General features: G+C 60.7%; 14 protein-coding genes. 9 read left to right on the forward strand and 5 right to left on the reverse strand.

Going from position 1 to position 14585, the window contains the following annotated elements:
• The first annotated feature begins 83 nt into the window (after nucleotides 1-83).
• On the forward strand, nucleotides 84-818 hold the full coding sequence (locus HYX42_RS21665) for a GntR family transcriptional regulator (protein ID WP_293407143.1): 735 nt from the start codon (nucleotides 84-86) through the stop codon (nucleotides 816-818).
• Nucleotides 819-825: 7 nt separating this feature from the next.
• Here the strand turns inward: HYX42_RS21665 and HYX42_RS21670 are convergent, their stop codons facing one another.
• Complete coding sequence (locus HYX42_RS21670; protein WP_293407146.1) at nucleotides 826-2094, reverse strand: MFS transporter; 1269 nt, start codon at nucleotides 2092-2094, stop codon at nucleotides 826-828.
• Nucleotides 2095-2325: 231 nt separating this feature from the next.
• Entirely contained in the window at nucleotides 2326-3060 is a 735-nt protein-coding gene (locus tag HYX42_RS21675; RefSeq protein WP_293407149.1) for a PadR family transcriptional regulator, read from the reverse strand.
• 316 nt (nucleotides 3061-3376) lie between these two features.
• On the opposite strand from HYX42_RS21675, the gene grpE reads away from it, so the two are divergent.
• The 4 genes from grpE to HYX42_RS21695 all read left to right on the forward strand — a co-directional run bounded on the left by grpE (nucleotide 3377) and on the right by HYX42_RS21695 (nucleotide 7614).
• Nucleotides 3377-3946 carry a nucleotide exchange factor GrpE gene (gene grpE, locus HYX42_RS21680; RefSeq protein WP_293407152.1) on the forward strand — a complete coding sequence of 190 codons (570 nt, stop codon included), beginning with the start codon at nucleotides 3377-3379 and terminating at the stop codon, nucleotides 3944-3946.
• 244 nt (nucleotides 3947-4190) lie between these two features.
• The gene (gene dnaK / locus HYX42_RS21685; RefSeq protein WP_293407155.1) at nucleotides 4191-6134 is read left to right on the forward strand and encodes a molecular chaperone DnaK; all 1944 of its coding nucleotides are present in this window, start codon (nucleotides 4191-4193) and stop codon (nucleotides 6132-6134) included.
• 128 nt (nucleotides 6135-6262) lie between these two features.
• Nucleotides 6263-7396 (forward strand): molecular chaperone DnaJ, encoded by a 1134-nt coding sequence (dnaJ, locus tag HYX42_RS21690; protein ID WP_293407158.1) that lies wholly within the window; start codon nucleotides 6263-6265, stop codon nucleotides 7394-7396.
• Between the two features lie 20 nt (nucleotides 7397-7416).
• A complete protein-coding gene (locus HYX42_RS21695) occupies nucleotides 7417-7614 on the forward strand; it encodes a hypothetical protein (RefSeq protein WP_293407161.1) in 198 nt (65 codons plus the stop codon).
• A gap of 91 nt (nucleotides 7615-7705) precedes the next feature.
• Here the strand turns inward: HYX42_RS21695 and HYX42_RS21700 are convergent, their stop codons facing one another.
• Entirely contained in the window at nucleotides 7706-8509 is an 804-nt protein-coding gene (locus HYX42_RS21700; RefSeq protein WP_293407164.1) for an enoyl-CoA hydratase/isomerase family protein, read from the reverse strand.
• 223 nt (nucleotides 8510-8732) lie between these two features.
• Here HYX42_RS21700 and HYX42_RS21705 point away from each other — a divergent pair, with 223 nt between their 5' ends.
• From HYX42_RS21705 to HYX42_RS21720, 4 genes are all read left to right on the forward strand, one after another.
• The gene (locus tag HYX42_RS21705) at nucleotides 8733-9839 is read left to right on the forward strand and encodes an S-(hydroxymethyl)glutathione dehydrogenase/class III alcohol dehydrogenase (protein ID WP_293407166.1); all 1107 of its coding nucleotides are present in this window, start codon (nucleotides 8733-8735) and stop codon (nucleotides 9837-9839) included.
• Nucleotides 9840-9938: 99 nt separating this feature from the next.
• Nucleotides 9939-10796: an S-formylglutathione hydrolase gene (gene fghA / locus HYX42_RS21710; RefSeq protein WP_293407737.1), complete on the forward strand. Its 858-nt coding sequence runs from the start codon at nucleotides 9939-9941 to the stop codon at nucleotides 10794-10796.
• Between the two features lie 26 nt (nucleotides 10797-10822).
• A complete protein-coding gene (locus HYX42_RS21715; protein WP_293407168.1) occupies nucleotides 10823-11542 on the forward strand; it encodes a glutathione binding-like protein in 720 nt (239 codons plus the stop codon).
• A gap of 30 nt (nucleotides 11543-11572) precedes the next feature.
• The gene (locus HYX42_RS21720; RefSeq protein ID WP_293407170.1) at nucleotides 11573-12193 is read left to right on the forward strand and encodes a 2-hydroxychromene-2-carboxylate isomerase; all 621 of its coding nucleotides are present in this window, start codon (nucleotides 11573-11575) and stop codon (nucleotides 12191-12193) included.
• 44 nt (nucleotides 12194-12237) lie between these two features.
• Here the strand turns inward: HYX42_RS21720 and HYX42_RS21725 are convergent, their stop codons facing one another.
• Nucleotides 12238-13215, reverse strand: coding sequence for a tripartite tricarboxylate transporter substrate binding protein (locus HYX42_RS21725; RefSeq protein WP_293407172.1), 978 nt, complete (start codon nucleotides 13213-13215; stop codon nucleotides 12238-12240).
• A 135-nt stretch (nucleotides 13216-13350) separates the two neighbouring features.
• Nucleotides 13351-14571, reverse strand: coding sequence for an aminotransferase class V-fold PLP-dependent enzyme (locus HYX42_RS21730; protein ID WP_293407174.1), 1221 nt, complete (start codon nucleotides 14569-14571; stop codon nucleotides 13351-13353).
• Nucleotides 14572-14585 lie beyond the last annotated feature (14 nt).

The raw sequence follows: 14585 nt of genomic DNA on the forward strand, positions 1-14585 counted from the left end.
CCGGTTTATATTGCACGCAATAATACCATCTCGCTTGAATTTTATGGAACATTAGCACCATATTGCATGCAATAATAAGCCTCATGTCTTCGCAGATCGACTACACCATTGACCGGCTGCGCCAGCAGGTCCTGAGCGGCAGGCTGGCGCCTGGCGCACGCATGGTCGAGCTTGAACTGTCTGCGCAACTGGCCGTGTCACGCACACCGATTCGCATTGCGCTGGCAGAGCTTGAGAAGGAAGGCCTGCTGGAGCGCCTGCCGACGCGCGGCTTCAGGGTGCGACAGTTCACGGTGGACGAAATTGCAGACGCCGTCGATGTGCGCGGCGTGCTCGAAGGCATGGCTGCGCGCAGTGCCGCCGAGCGCGGGCTGGGTGCAGGGATCAAAACCCGGCTGCAGGACTGCATCACCGAAGGCCGTCTGCTGCTTGAAAAGGCCGAAGTCGCAGGCCACGTGATTGACGCCGCACGCTGGGTGCCCATGAATGCGCGCTTTCATGCCGCGCTGGTGGAAGCCGCAGGCAACAGCACGCTGGCCTCAGCGCTGGCGCATGTGAGCAAGACACCGATGGCAGGCGCCGGTGCGCTCAGCCTCAACGGCGTGCTGCCGCTGCTTGAATACCGCTTCATCCAGCGCGCGCAGACCGATCATGAAGACGTGCTGGCCGCGCTGCTGGCGGGTGAAGGTGCACGCGCCGAAGCGCTGATGCGTGAACACGCACACCGCAGCCGCAACAACAAGCGCGAACTGATTGCGCGCATGCAGGCGCCTGCTGCAGGAAAAAGCGCCAAAGGCCGGGCCAGGCCGTCCGCCTGAGTTTTGCCTAGGCCACGGCGGGCCGCGTCCGGAAGCGCATCAGCAGCGCACCAATCACCGCCGTCAGGGCCAGCGCCGACAGGGCCAGCGACCAGTGCACGCCGATCACAGCGCCCATCAGCCCCACAGTGATGCCGCTGAAGGCACGCATGCCGAGGGCCGCCATATTGAACAGCCCGATCACACGGCCGCGAATCTCGCCGGGCGCATTGAGCTGCACCAGCGCCTGCGTCATGGAACTGAAGGACAACTCCAGGAAACCGGCGATAAAGAGCAGCGTCAATGCCAGCGGGTAACTGGAAGACAGCGCAAAACCTGCGAGCGCGGTACACCACAGCACCGCCAGGATCAATGCAGTGCGCGGGTTGGATTTGAGCAGGCCGCCGCCTTCAAGCAGAAAGCCCGCCAGCAGCGCGCCCGCCGCATCAGCCGCCAGCAGCATGCTGTACGACACACCCGGGTCGCCATGGCCGAGGTCATGCGCAAAGCCCGGCATCTGCGCCTGGTAGGCGCCACCTATGAAGAAAGATGTGCAACCCGCCAGCAAGGTCATGGACACGATGAGCCGGTTACCGGCGATGTCGCGCATGGTCTGCACGATGTCAGCAAGGCCCCGCACAGCGCGCTTGATGGCTGCAGGGCCCTTGCGGAATTTCGGGCCGTAAGGCGCCTTCCATAACCAGAGAATCAGCGGCAGGTAAAACACGGCGTTGAGCAAAATGCCGTGCGAGGGGCCCATGGCCAGCATGATGAGTCCGCCCACCGCAGGGCCGACCAGCACACCCAGATAACGTGCGGATGCATTGAGGCGAACGGCACTTGGCAGGTCACGCGGCTCGACGATGTCATGCAGCAGCAGCTGGCTGGCCGTTTGCCACAGCACACCCGCGACGCCGTGAATGGTCAGCAGCACCATGGCATGCCACATCTGCAGTGTGTCGGTGATGAAGAAGTAGCCCCAGCCTATGGATGCCGTCATGAAGAGCAGCATGCCGGCCTGGATGATGCGGCGCGGATCAAAACGGTCGGCCAGCGCACCGGCTGCGACCGAGAACAGCAGGAAAGGCAGCCAGTGCGACACGACGGCAAAGCCGCCCAACGCAGGCGACTGAAACTTCTGGAACACCATCCAGTAGCTGATGACGTGCTCGATGTTGTCGGCCATCATGGCCAGCACGTAGGTGAAAAAATGCATGCGGTAGCCGGGTACGCGCATGGCCGCGAATGAGGGTCGTACGACCGGCGCCATGGCTGGCGAGGGGGAAGGTGGGGTCAAGACAGGACTTTCAAAAACGGGGGCCGGACCCGCATGCGGAGGCCTCGGCATTCTGGCACTGGATGACAAACTTTGCTGAATGGCCAATTTCTGCGTTTGTCGTTGCGGACCTGATCCGCAATCCACGGGCGGTGGATGCCAGGCTGTGAGTTTTTTCAGGCGATGGTGATTGATCGACGATGGATCCCGGATCGAGTCCGGGATGACACATCTATATAGGAGCGCTGTTGTCTACCAGCCTCGGATCTCTTTCGCCGCTCTTTCGAGCACTTCCGCCACACGCGCCTGCTCTTCAGCGGACGCACCGTACTTTTCAATCAGCGCTGACTTGATGCTGCGCCTGGCCTGCTTGAGCGGCGCCGACATGCGGTGCCAGCCGTGGTGACCGCGGCGTTCGTCCAGGTCGTCGGCGCCCTCGCCGTCTTCACCTTCTTCTGCATTGCCGGACATAGCCCTGCGCACGCCATCCATCTTCTTGCCGATGAAGGCGAGCTGCTCCAGCAAGGTGTCAACCGTTGTGCGGTTCTGCTCGAGGTTGGCCAGGCCGGCTTCGGTGATGCTGTAGAGCTTTTTGGCGCCCTCCGTCGCCACTGTGGCGTAGCCGATCTCTTCAAGATAGGTCAGCGCCGGGTAGACCATGCCTGGGCTGGGGCTGTAAAAACCGTTGGAGCGTTCGTCCAGCGCCTTGATGACTTCGTAGCCATGGCGAGGCTTCTCGGCCAGCAGCGCCAGTATCAAAAGCTGCAGGTCGGCCGAACCCAGCTTGCGGCCCGGGCCCATGCCGCGACCGCCCCGGCCAACCCCCTTGCCTTCACCGGGAAAACCGCCGCCAAAGTCAAAACGGAAGCCGCCAAAACCGCGGCCGCCCATAGCGTGATGAGCGGCATGGTGAGCAGCGTGACGTTCATGATGGGCCGCATGGCGGGCTGAAACGTGGTCCTGAATGTGTTTGAAAAAGGGATGCATGTATGGCCTGAAAGAGTGGTGTGATGGACGCTACTATATCAAAGATACATCCAAAAACATATCTTACGATATAAATTCCTTGTAAAGCCAGATCGGCAGTGTCACGCGGATCGCGGGCGAAAAGCTGGCCCCGCTGAGGCACTTACAATCTCGCGTTGCCTGGCGCCCGGGTTTCCGCCCTTATGGGAAGGTTTCACCCGGTTTTTCATCAGTTTTCGGCGTGTTTACGGCACAAACCGAATCCCCCTGCCCTTGAAAAGGCTTTTGAGGGCCCCAAGTGGTCTGCAACCCCGCTTAACAACTTCCCGCTTCAAGCATGTCTGACAATCAACAACCCGAACAAAATCAAAACCTGACGGGCGCGCCCAGCCCCGAAGAGCTCGAAGCAGCGCAAGCCGCCAACGAGTTTGACGCGCAGAACGAACTGGCCGCAGCCCAGGCTGAACTGGCCACCCTGAAAGCCAAAAACACCGAGTTGGCAGACAGCTACCTGCGTGCCAAGGCTGAAACCGAAAACGCCCGCCGCCGCGCTGATGAAGAAGTCGGCAAGGCGCGCAAGTTTGCGCTTGAGAGTTTTGCGGAAAGCCTGCTGCCCGTGGCCGACAGCCTGGAGGCCGGCCTGGCCATACAGAACGTCACGCCAGAGCAGATTCGCGAAGGCTCGGAAGCCACGCTCAAGCAGCTCAAGGCTGCACTGGAGCGCAACAAGGTCATCGCCATAGACCCCGAAGCCGGGAGCAAATTTGACCCGACCCGGCACCAGGCCATCAGCATGGTGCCTTCGGACCAGGAAGCCAACACCGTGGTCAACGTGCTGCAAAAAGGCTACCTGATTGCCGAGCGCGTTCTGCGCCCTGCCCTGGTCACCGTGTCCGCACCCAAATAAACATGAGCCCCCACGCTCGTCACTTCGTGTACGTCGCTGCCCCCCGAGGGGGCCATCCTTGCTTGGGGCGGCCCGGCGCTGCGGATACAAATTTTTTTGAGCTGCATCACTTGAATATGCACCGCTTATCCACAAGTCATCAACACAGTTATTGATACCGGCCAGTTGCCCAGTCTGATCGTTTCATCGCAGCAACCGGCCACCCTTTTTTAAACCTTAACGAATCGAAAAACAGGAGCTCATCATGGGAAGAATTATCGGCATCGACCTTGGCACCACCAACAGCTGCGTGTCCGTCATGGAAGGCAATACGCCGCGCGTGATCGAAAACTCTGAAGGCGGCCGCACCACGCCCTCCATCGTCGCCTATCAGGAAGACGGCGAGACGCTGGTCGGCGCATCGGCCAAGCGCCAGGCCGTGACCAATCCCAAGAACACGCTTTACGCAGTCAAGCGCCTGATCGGCCGCAAGTTCACAGAAAAAGAAGTGCAGAAAGACATCGCGCTGATGCCTTACGCCATCGTGGCTGCCGACAACGGCGACGCCTGGGTTGAAGTGCGCGGCAAGAAGCTGTCTGCACAACAGGTGTCCGCCGACATCCTGCGCAAGATGAAAAAGACCGCCGAAGACTACCTCGGCGAAGCCGTGACGGAAGCCGTCATCACCGTGCCTGCTTACTTCAACGACGCACAGCGCCAGGCGACGAAAGACGCCGGCCGCATTGCAGGCCTGGACGTCAAGCGCATCATCAACGAGCCTACCGCTGCAGCCCTGGCCTTCGGCCTGGACAAGCAGGAAAAAGGCGACCGCAAGATTGCCGTCTATGACCTCGGCGGCGGTACCTTCGACATCTCCATCATCGAGATCGCAGACGTCGATGGCGAAAAACAGTTTGAAGTGCTGTCGACCAACGGCGACACCTTCCTCGGCGGTGAAGACTTTGACCAGCGCGTCATCGACTACATCGTGGCCGAGTTCAAGAAGGACAGCGGCATCGACCTGTCGAAAGACGTGGTCGCCCTGCAGCGCCTGAAAGACTCCGCTGAAAAGGCCAAGATCGAACTGTCCAACAGCGCAGCGACCGAAGTCAACATTCCCTACATCGCACACGACCCTGCGACCGGCCCCAAGCACTTGCTGGTCAAGCTGAGCCGCGCAAAACTCGAGAGCCTGGTTGACGAGCTGATCGAGCGCACCATCGCGCCTTGCCGCCTGGCCATGAAGGACGCTGGCGTCAGCGCCTCCGACATCCATGACGTGATCCTGGTCGGCGGCCAGACCCGCATGCCCAAGGTGCAGGAAAAAGTGAAAGAGTTGTTCGGCAAGGAGCCGCGCAAGGACGTGAATCCTGACGAAGCCGTTGCCGTTGGTGCAGCCATCCAGGGCCAGGTTCTCTCCGGCGACCGCACCGACGTGCTGCTGCTTGACGTGACCCCGCTGTCCCTCGGTATCGAAACCATGGGCGGCGTGATGACCAAGATGATCAAGAAGAACACGACCATCCCGACCAAGTTCGCGCAGACCTTCTCGACCGCTGAAGACAACCAGCCGGCCGTGACGATCAAGGTGTTCCAGGGTGAGCGTGAAATCGCTTCGGGCAACAAGGCCCTGGGCGAGTTCAACCTGGAAGGCATCCCGCCAGCAGCACGCGGCACGCCGCAGATCGAAGTGTCTTTCGACATCGATGCCAACGGCATCCTGCACGTGGGCGCCAAGGACAAGGGCACCGGCAAGGAAAACAAGATCACCATCAAGGCCAACTCCGGCTTGTCTGAAGCCGAGATCCAGCAGATGGTGAAGGACGCCGAGCTCAATGCCGAAGAAGACAAGAAAAAAGTCGAGTTCGTGCAGGCCAAGAACAACGCCGAAGCCATGGTGCACAGCGTGAAGAAGTCCCTCGGCGAATACGGCGACAAGCTGGAAGCCGGCGAGAAGGAAAAAATCGAAGCGGCCATCAAGGACATGGAAGAAGCCCTTGCCGGCGACGACAAGGCAGCCATTGACGCCAAGAACACGGCGCTGATGGAAGCCAGCCAGAAGCTGGGCGAGAAGATGTATGCCGACATGGAAGCATCGAAAGCCGCAGCGGCAGGCGGCCCCGGCGCAGGCGCCGAACAGGCCCAGGCCAAACCGGAAGCGGACGACAACGTGGTTGACGCCGAAGTCAAGGAAGTGAAGAAGGGCTAAGCCCCAGGCACTCCAGGCCCAGAAAAGGCGGAAACCAGGAGAAATCCCGGCTTTCCGCTTTTGTGTTTGCGCCCCGGCCTGCCCCGCAGTTTCGCCACAAGATTTTTGAAGACCCCTGACTGACCGCCATGGCCAAAAAAGACTACTACGACGTGCTCGGTGTTCCCAAGAACGCGAGCGATGAAGACATCAAGAAAGCCTATCGCAAGCTGGCGATGAAGCACCACCCCGACCGCAACCAGGGCGGCGGCAAGGCAGCGGAAGAAAAATTCAAGGAGGCCAAGGAAGCCTACGAGATGCTGTCCGACGAGCAAAAGCGCGCCGCCTATGACCAGTACGGCCATGCGGGTGTGGACCCCAACCGTGGCGGCCCGGGCGCAGAAGGTTTCGGCGGCTTTGCCGAAGCCTTTGGCGACATCTTCGGCGACGTGTTCGGCGGCCAGCGCGGCGGCCAGCAGCGCGGCGGGCGTCAGGTCTTTCGCGGTGGCGATTTGAGCTACGCCATGGAAGTCACGCTTGAAGAAGCCGCCGCCGGCAAGGAGGCGCAGATCCGCATACCCAGCTGGGATGACTGCAACACCTGCCAGGGCAGCGGCGCCAAGCCGGGCACCAAGGTTGCAACCTGCACCACCTGCCACGGCCACGGCGTCGTGCAGATGCGTCAGGGCTTTTTCAGCGTGCAGCAGACCTGCCCGCAGTGCAAGGGCACCGGCAAGCTGATTCCCGAGCCCTGCATTGCCTGCCACGGCGTGGGCAAGACCAAGACCAACAAAACGCTCGAAGTCAAGATCCCGGCCGGCATAGACGACGGCATGCGCATACGTTCGACCGGCAACGGCGAGCCCGGCACCAATGGCGGCCCGCCCGGCGACCTGTACATCGAGATTCGCGTCAAAAAACACGACATCTTCGAGCGTGACGGCGACGACCTGCACTGCGCCGTGCCCATCAGCTTCACCACCGCAGCCCTGGGCGGCGAAATTGAAGTCCCGACATTGGCAGGCAAGGCCGCCATCGACATCCCCGAAGGCACCCAGGCCAGCAAGCAGTTCCGCCTGCGCGGCAAGGGCATCAAGGGCGTGCGCTCCAGCTACCCCGGCGATTTGTACTGCCACATCACGGTTGAAACGCCGGTCAAGCTGACCGAGCACCAGAAGAAGCTGCTGAAAGAGTTCGACGAGTCGATCAAAAAAGGCGGCGCCAAACATTCACCCAGCGAGGAAGGCTGGACGGACAAGCTGAAGAACTTTTTCAGCGCCTGAACTGCCTTTAGCCATTTGATGTGAACCTGCCCGCCGGTATGAAAATACCGGCGGTGCTGTTTCTGGCACCTGAAAATGCAGAGACTGCTATTAATTCAGTAGCTGCTCACGCGCGTATCTATTGGTCTTCAGCCGATTTAGTGCCTGAAAATGGGCATTTTTTGACTGTTTTGAGGCTTCCTGAGGCCAGTAAAAGCCGCCAAAGCCCAAAATGTTAATACCCATATTAACAATGTTAAGTTATATATTAACTTTTGGCTTGCAAGCCCAGCTGGTCCCGAATCAAGCGCTGCCCAGGCATGCCCTGCGTCAAACCCAGGCAAAACGGCTGGGGCGCTTTGCCGCGAAGTCGGACGCCGCCGCACGGTGGTCATCGCTGGCAAAGGCCATGCCCTGCGCATTGGCCTCCACGTCCAGCATGGTTGCAAACGAACTCACCTGCGACTGGTTCATGGCCTGCTTGGTCAGTGCAATCGCCAGCGCCGGGCCGCGCGCCAGGTTTTGCGCCACGGCATTCGCGTGGGCCTGCAGATCGGTTGCCGGCACCACCTCACTGACAAAACCCCAGTCCAGCCCGGTCTGCCCATCGACTTCGCGCGCCGAGAACATCAGCGCCTTGGCGCGGTGCAAGCCGACGCTGCGCGCGAGCGTGTAAAGCGCGCCGCAATCGGGCACCAGGCCGACCTTCATGAAAGACATGCAAAACCGCGCAGCCGGCGTAGCGATCACCATGTCGGCCAGCAATGCCAGCCCAAACCCGCCGCCGTAGGCACAGCCATCGACTGCGGCAATCACCGGCTTGTCGCTTTCAAACAGCGCCCTGATGCCGGTGTGGGCTGTGCGCATGCGCTGGCGGCCTGCTTCGGCCGTCATGCGTTCGCCGGCATCCATGGACTTCACGTCGCCGCCCGCGCAGAAATGCCCGCCTGCACCAGTCATGACGATGGCGCGTACGGCCGGGTCGGCCACGGCCCAAAGCGATGCCTCATTGAGTTCATCGCGCGTGGCCATGTCGATGGCATTGCGGCGTTCGGGCCGGTTCAGCATGATGGTGGCGACGCCTGAGGCGACGGTGTAATGGATGAAGCGGAGTTTGGGGCTGCTGGTGGTCATGCGATTCCTGTGACTTTGCTGGCCTGTCCTGCAGGCCGATGTGTCGAATATAAATCGGCAGGACACGCCCATCGCGGAAACGGCCCCTGTGTCAAGCGCAGGGTGACTGGCGCCGGTGGCTATACGGCCTGCCGCCGCCCGCCCACCGTACACGTGGCTTATAGTGCTTCGTCGCCGCCTCAAGGCTGCATGGCAACCTCAAATCAACTTCACACACAAACACATGAAAACCAAAGCCGCCGTAGCCTGGAAATCAGGCGCACCCCTGACCATTGAAACCGTTGACCTCGACGGTCCGAAGTTCGGCGAAGTGCTGGTCGAGATCAAGGCCACCGGCATTTGCCACACCGACTACTACACGCTGTCTGGTGCTGACCCAGAAGGCATCTTCCCCGCCATCCTCGGCCATGAAGGCGCGGGCATCGTGGTCGATGTCGGCCCCGGCGTGACGACGCTGAAAAAAGGCGACCACGTCATTCCGCTCTACACACCCGAATGCCGCCAGTGCAAGTTCTGCCTGTCACGCAAAACCAATTTGTGCCAGCTGATTCGCGGCACCCAGGGCAAGGGACTGATGCCTGACGCCACCAGCCGCTTCAGCCTGGACGGCAAGCCCATCTTTCATTACATGGGCACCTCGACCTTCAGCAACTACACGGTGGCGCCTGAAATTTCGCTGGCCAAAATCCGCGAAGACGCGCCTTTCGACAAGGTCTGCTACATCGGCTGCGGCGTGACCACCGGCATCGGCGCCGTGCTCTTCACTGCCAAGGTGGAAGCCGGCGCGAATGTCGTGGTGTTCGGGCTGGGCGGCATTGGCCTGAATGTGATCCAGGGCGCGAAGATGGTGGGCGCCGACAAGATCATCGGTGTCGACATCAACCCCGCCCGCCAGGAAATGGCACGCAAGTTCGGCATGACGCACTTCATCAATCCCAAAGAAACTGAAAACGTCGTGGATGCCATCGTGCAGCTGACCGACGGCGGCGCCGACTACAGCTTTGAATGCATTGGCAACACCAAGGTCATGCGCCAGGCGCTGGAATGCACACACAAGGGCTGGGGCCGCAGCATCATCATCGGCGTGGCAGAAGCCGGCGCCGAGATCAGCACCCGCCCCTTCCAGCTTGTGACCGGTCGCAAATGGGAAGGCTCGGCTTTCGGCGGCGCACGCGGCCGCACCGATGTGCCGAAGATCGTCGACTGGTACATGGAAGGCAAGATCAACATCGACGACCTGATCACACACACCATGCCACTCGAAGACATCAACAAGGGTTTCGACCTGATGAAATCTGGCGAGTCGATTCGCGGCGTGGTACTTTATTAGCCCCACGGTTGCTCACTTCGTGTAGCGCCCTGCCCCCGAGGGGCCGCTGCGCCTGCGGCCCGGCAAAGCCAGTTCCGCGGCCCCTGCTTGTACTGGAAGATCGTTATGAGTCTTGAAATCGTTGGTGAGCACGGCTGCTTCGGCGGCCTGCAACGCTTCTACAAACATGAATCGCAGGTCATAGGCCTGCCGATGAAGTTCTCGGTCTTCCTGCCGCCGCAGGCAAAACAGGCCCATGCAAAAGTGCCAGCGCTGGTCTACCTTGCAGGCCTGACCTGCAATGAAGAAACCTTCATGACCAAGGGCGGCGCGCAGCAGCTGGCCGCCGAACTGGGCATCGCCCTCATTGCGCCCGACACCAGCCCGCGCGGCGCCGGTGCGCCGGGCGAAACCGACAGCTGGGATTTTGGTGTGGGTGCAGGTTTTTACCTTGATGCGACTGAAGCACCATGGTCAAAACATTACCGCATGGAAAGCTACATCACGGACGAGCTCTTGCCACTGGTCGCAGCGAGCCTGCCCATAGACAGCAAACGCATAGGTATCTTCGGACACTCCATGGGTGGGCATGGCGCATTGACGCTGGCGCTACGCCATCCTGATCTCTTCAAGTCAGTATCGGCCTTCGCGCCGATTGCCGCGCCCAGCCAGTGCCCCTGGGGACACAAGGCTTTCACGGGTTACCTGGGCACGGACAAAACCGAATGGGCCAAACATGACGCGACGGCCCTGATGACCGAAGCAGGCAAAGCGCCCTTCCCCGGCGGCATACTGATTGACCAGGGCCTGGCCGACAAATTCCTGGCAGAGCAGTTGCACCCGCATCTGTTCGAAGCCGCCTGCAGGGCCAAAGGCCAGCCCCTCACATTGCGCCGCCATGAAGGTTACGACCACGGCTACTATTTCATCAGCACATTCATGAACGACCACCTGCGTTTTCACGCCGCGCAGCTTTAGTCACACATCTTTTCAGGAGACAGGACATGATCGACCTCTACTACTGGCCCACACCCAACGGCTGGAAGATCTCCATCATGCTGGAGGAATGCGACCTGCCGTACAACATGATCCCGGTCAACATCGGCAAGGGCGAGCAGTTTGCGCCCGACTTCCTGCGCATCAGCCCCAACAACCGCATGCCCGCCATCGTCGACCACGCACCTGCAGGCGGGGGTGAACCCATCGCCATTTTTGAAAGCGGCGCCATCCTGCAATACCTGGCCGACAAGACCGGCCGCTTTCTGTCACCCGTGCTGCGCGACCGCTACCAGACGCTGCAATGGCTCAACTGGCAGATGGGCGGACTCGGCCCCATGGCCGGGCAGAACGGCCACTTTCTGCTCTATGCGCCCGAAAAAATCCCTTACGCGATTGACCGCTACGGCAAGGAAGTCGACCGCCTGTACGGCGTGCTCGACAAACAGCTGGCCCACACCGGTGCCTTCGTGGCAGGCCAGGCCTATTCGATTGCCGACATGGCCATCTTCCCGTGGACACGTACACACAAGGCCCAGAACGTCGACCTCGCAAAATTCCCGCATGTGCAGCGCTGGTACGACACCGTGATTGAACGCCCCGCCGTCAGGCGCGGGCTGGACATCGGCAAAGAGTTGCGCCCGCCGGCCATGACCGACGAGGCCCGCAAGGCGCTGTTCGGCCAGACGGCTGAGAGCATCAAGGCCGGCCATCACAAGCCTCAATAAGCAAAAACAAAATACAAAAGAGACAACAGCATGATTGAATTTTTCTTTGACTGCTCCAGCCCCTGGACCTACATCGCCTTCCGCAACATCCAGCCCATCGCGGCTGAACTGAAAGCGCCCATCATCTGGCGCCCGGTGCTGGTCGGCGGCATCTTCAACGTGGCGAACAAGAACGTCTATGCCAACCGCGAAGACATGAATTCAGCGCGCAACCGGTATATGCTGAAAGATGTCCAGGACAACGCGCGCGCAGCAGGCATGAATATCGTCTTCCCGCCCACGGTGTTTCCCGTCAGCAGCGTCAAGGCCATGCGCGGCTGCATCTGGGTGGCGCAGGATGCAGAAGCCCAGGGCAAACACCTTGCGTTTGTTGAAGCCGTCTTCGCCGCCTACTTCACGCAGGACCTGGACATCTCGCAGGATGAAGTCCTGGTGTCCATCTGCAAGCAGGTCGGCATCAATGCCGATGCGTTCATGGCCGGCATCGCACAGCCAGCCATCAAGGATCAGCTCAAGGCCAATGTTGACGAGGCCGTTGCGCGTGGCGCGTTTGGCGCGCCGACCTTCTTTATCGGCGATGACATGTATTTTGGCAATGACCGGCTGGGCCTGGTGAGGGACGCTGTTGTCCGGGCCCGGGCCAAGCCATAGATATCGTTGCGTTGAAGCGGTTTGCCCTTCAGCGAACAGGGACCTCAGGCCTCAACCGACACCCTGGCATCCTTGATGACCTTCGCCCACTTGGCCTGCTCAGCCTTGATGAACGCCGCAAACCTCTCAGGCGAACCACCACCATCCTCAGCACCATATTGCTCGAACTTCTCCATCACGTCAGGCATCTGCATGACCTTGTTGATGTCTTCGTTCATGCGTTTTGCGATCACCTGCGGCAGCTTGCCCGGGCCGACCAGTCCGTACCAGGTGGTGGCGTCGAAGCCGGGGAAACCTGACTCGTCCATGGTCGGCACATTCGGGTGGCCCTTGGCGCGTTTGGTTCGGGTCTGGGCAATCGCAATGGCCTTGCCGCCTTTCACATGCGGTGTGGCCGAGGTCATGGTTTCGAAGCAGTAGTTGACCTGGCCGCCCAGCAAATCATTGATCGCGGGGCCGGAGCCCTTGTACGGCACATGCAGCGGATTGATGCCGGCGCGCAGCTTGAACATCTCCAGCGCCAGGTGCTGGGCCGACCCGCCGCCTGCTGATGCGAAGCTGATCTTGCCGGGTTGAGCCTTGCACAGCGCGACCAGGTCTTTCACGGTTTTGGCGGGCTGGGCTTCATTGCAGATCAGCAGGTTGGGCGTGACGCCTACGAGGGCGATGGGCACAAAGTCGCGCTCAACCACATATCCGAGTTTGGGCACCAGGCTGGGCGCCAGCGCGTGGCTGTTGATGTGGGCCATGAGCAGCGTCGTGCCGTCGCTCGGTTGTTTGGCCACATAGTCGGCGGCGATCACGCCTGCGGCACCGGCCTTGTTTTCAATCACGATAGGGGTGTTCCACATCACTGACAGTTTTTGCCCGACCACACGTGCCAGCGCATCAGTACCGCCGCCTGGCGGAAAGCCGACCACGATGCGTATGGGCCCGGTGGGCAGGTTCTGCGCCCGCAGCCAGGGTGATGCGACCAGCGTTGCCCCGGCTGCTGCGGCGGTGAGTACGGTTCTGCGTTGCATGGTTTGTCTCCTTTGATTTTTGAACCCGATATCCGACTTTCCCTGTCATCCCGGACTCGATCCGGGATCCATCCCCGCTTCGATGGAGATGGATTGCGGGTCAAGCCCGCAATGACACGCGCACGGCCCGCAACTTCACGCCGCCTTGCGCATGGGCACCACAGCCGCGTGGCTTGAAAAATAATCCATGGCGGCCTGCACGCCGGAACCGGCGAGCTTCACGCCGGACAGCTTCAGGCCCATCTCGCAGCCAGCCAGCGCGGCCATCAATGTGAGGTCATTGCAATCGCCCAGATGGCCTATGCGGAACATCTTTCCCTTGACTTTGCCCAGGCCCGTGCCAAGCGAACAGTCAAAGCGTTCATAAATCACCTTGCGCACCGCGTCGGCATCAATGCCCTCGGGCATCATCACGCCGGTCAGGATGGGTGAATACACGGCCGCATCGGCACACTGGATCTGCAGGCCCCAGGCCTTGACTGCGCTGCGCACGCCTTCGGCCCAGCGCTGGTGGCGCGCGAACACGGCATCGAGACCGTGTTCGAGCAGCATGTCGCAGGCTTCGCTTAGCGCGTAGAGCAGATTGGTGTTGGGTGTAGACGGCCAGTAGCCGGTCTTGTTCATCTCGATGATCTCGTCCCAGGCCCAGAAGGCCTTGGGCAGCGTGGCCTTCCTGCTGGCCTCTATCGCTTTGGCAGACAGCGCGTTGAAGCTGATGCCGGGTGGCAGCATCAGGCCTTTTTGCGAGCCGCTGATGCTCACGTCAACGCCCCATTCGTCATGACGATAGTCGGCAGAGCCCAGACCCGAGATGGTGTCCACCAGCAGCAGCGCCGGGTGTTTTGCGGCATCAATGGCCTTGCGCACAGCGGCGATGTTGCTGGTCACACCGGTGGAGGTTTCGTTGTGCACCACACATACGGCCTTGATGGTGTGCTGCGTGTCGGCCTTCAGGCGCTCTTCAATCAATGCAGCCTGCACGCCGTGCCGCCACACATCTGCGCCGGGGTAGCTCATGACTTCTGTCTTGAGGCCTACGCGCGCAGCCAGTTTTTGCCACAGCGCGGCGAAATGGCCTGTCTCATACATCAGCACATGATCACCGGGGCAGAGTGTGTTGACCAGTGCGGCCTCCCATGCACCTGTGCCCGAGGCCGGGTAAATCATCACCGGCTGTTTTGTCTGGAAGATTTTTTTGATGTCTGCCAGCACCTTGAGCCCCAGCGCCGCGAACTCGGGGCCGCGGTGGTCAATGGTCGGGTAACTCATGGCGCGCAGAACGCGGTCAGGTACAGGCGAAGGGCCGGGAATCTGCAAAAAATGGCGGCCGGTGGGGTGAAAGTCAAGCTTCAACATAAAACAGAAACTCC

The organism is Polaromonas sp. (assembly GCF_016185115.1).
Classification (GTDB): Bacteria; Pseudomonadota; Gammaproteobacteria; order Burkholderiales; family Burkholderiaceae_C; genus Polaromonas.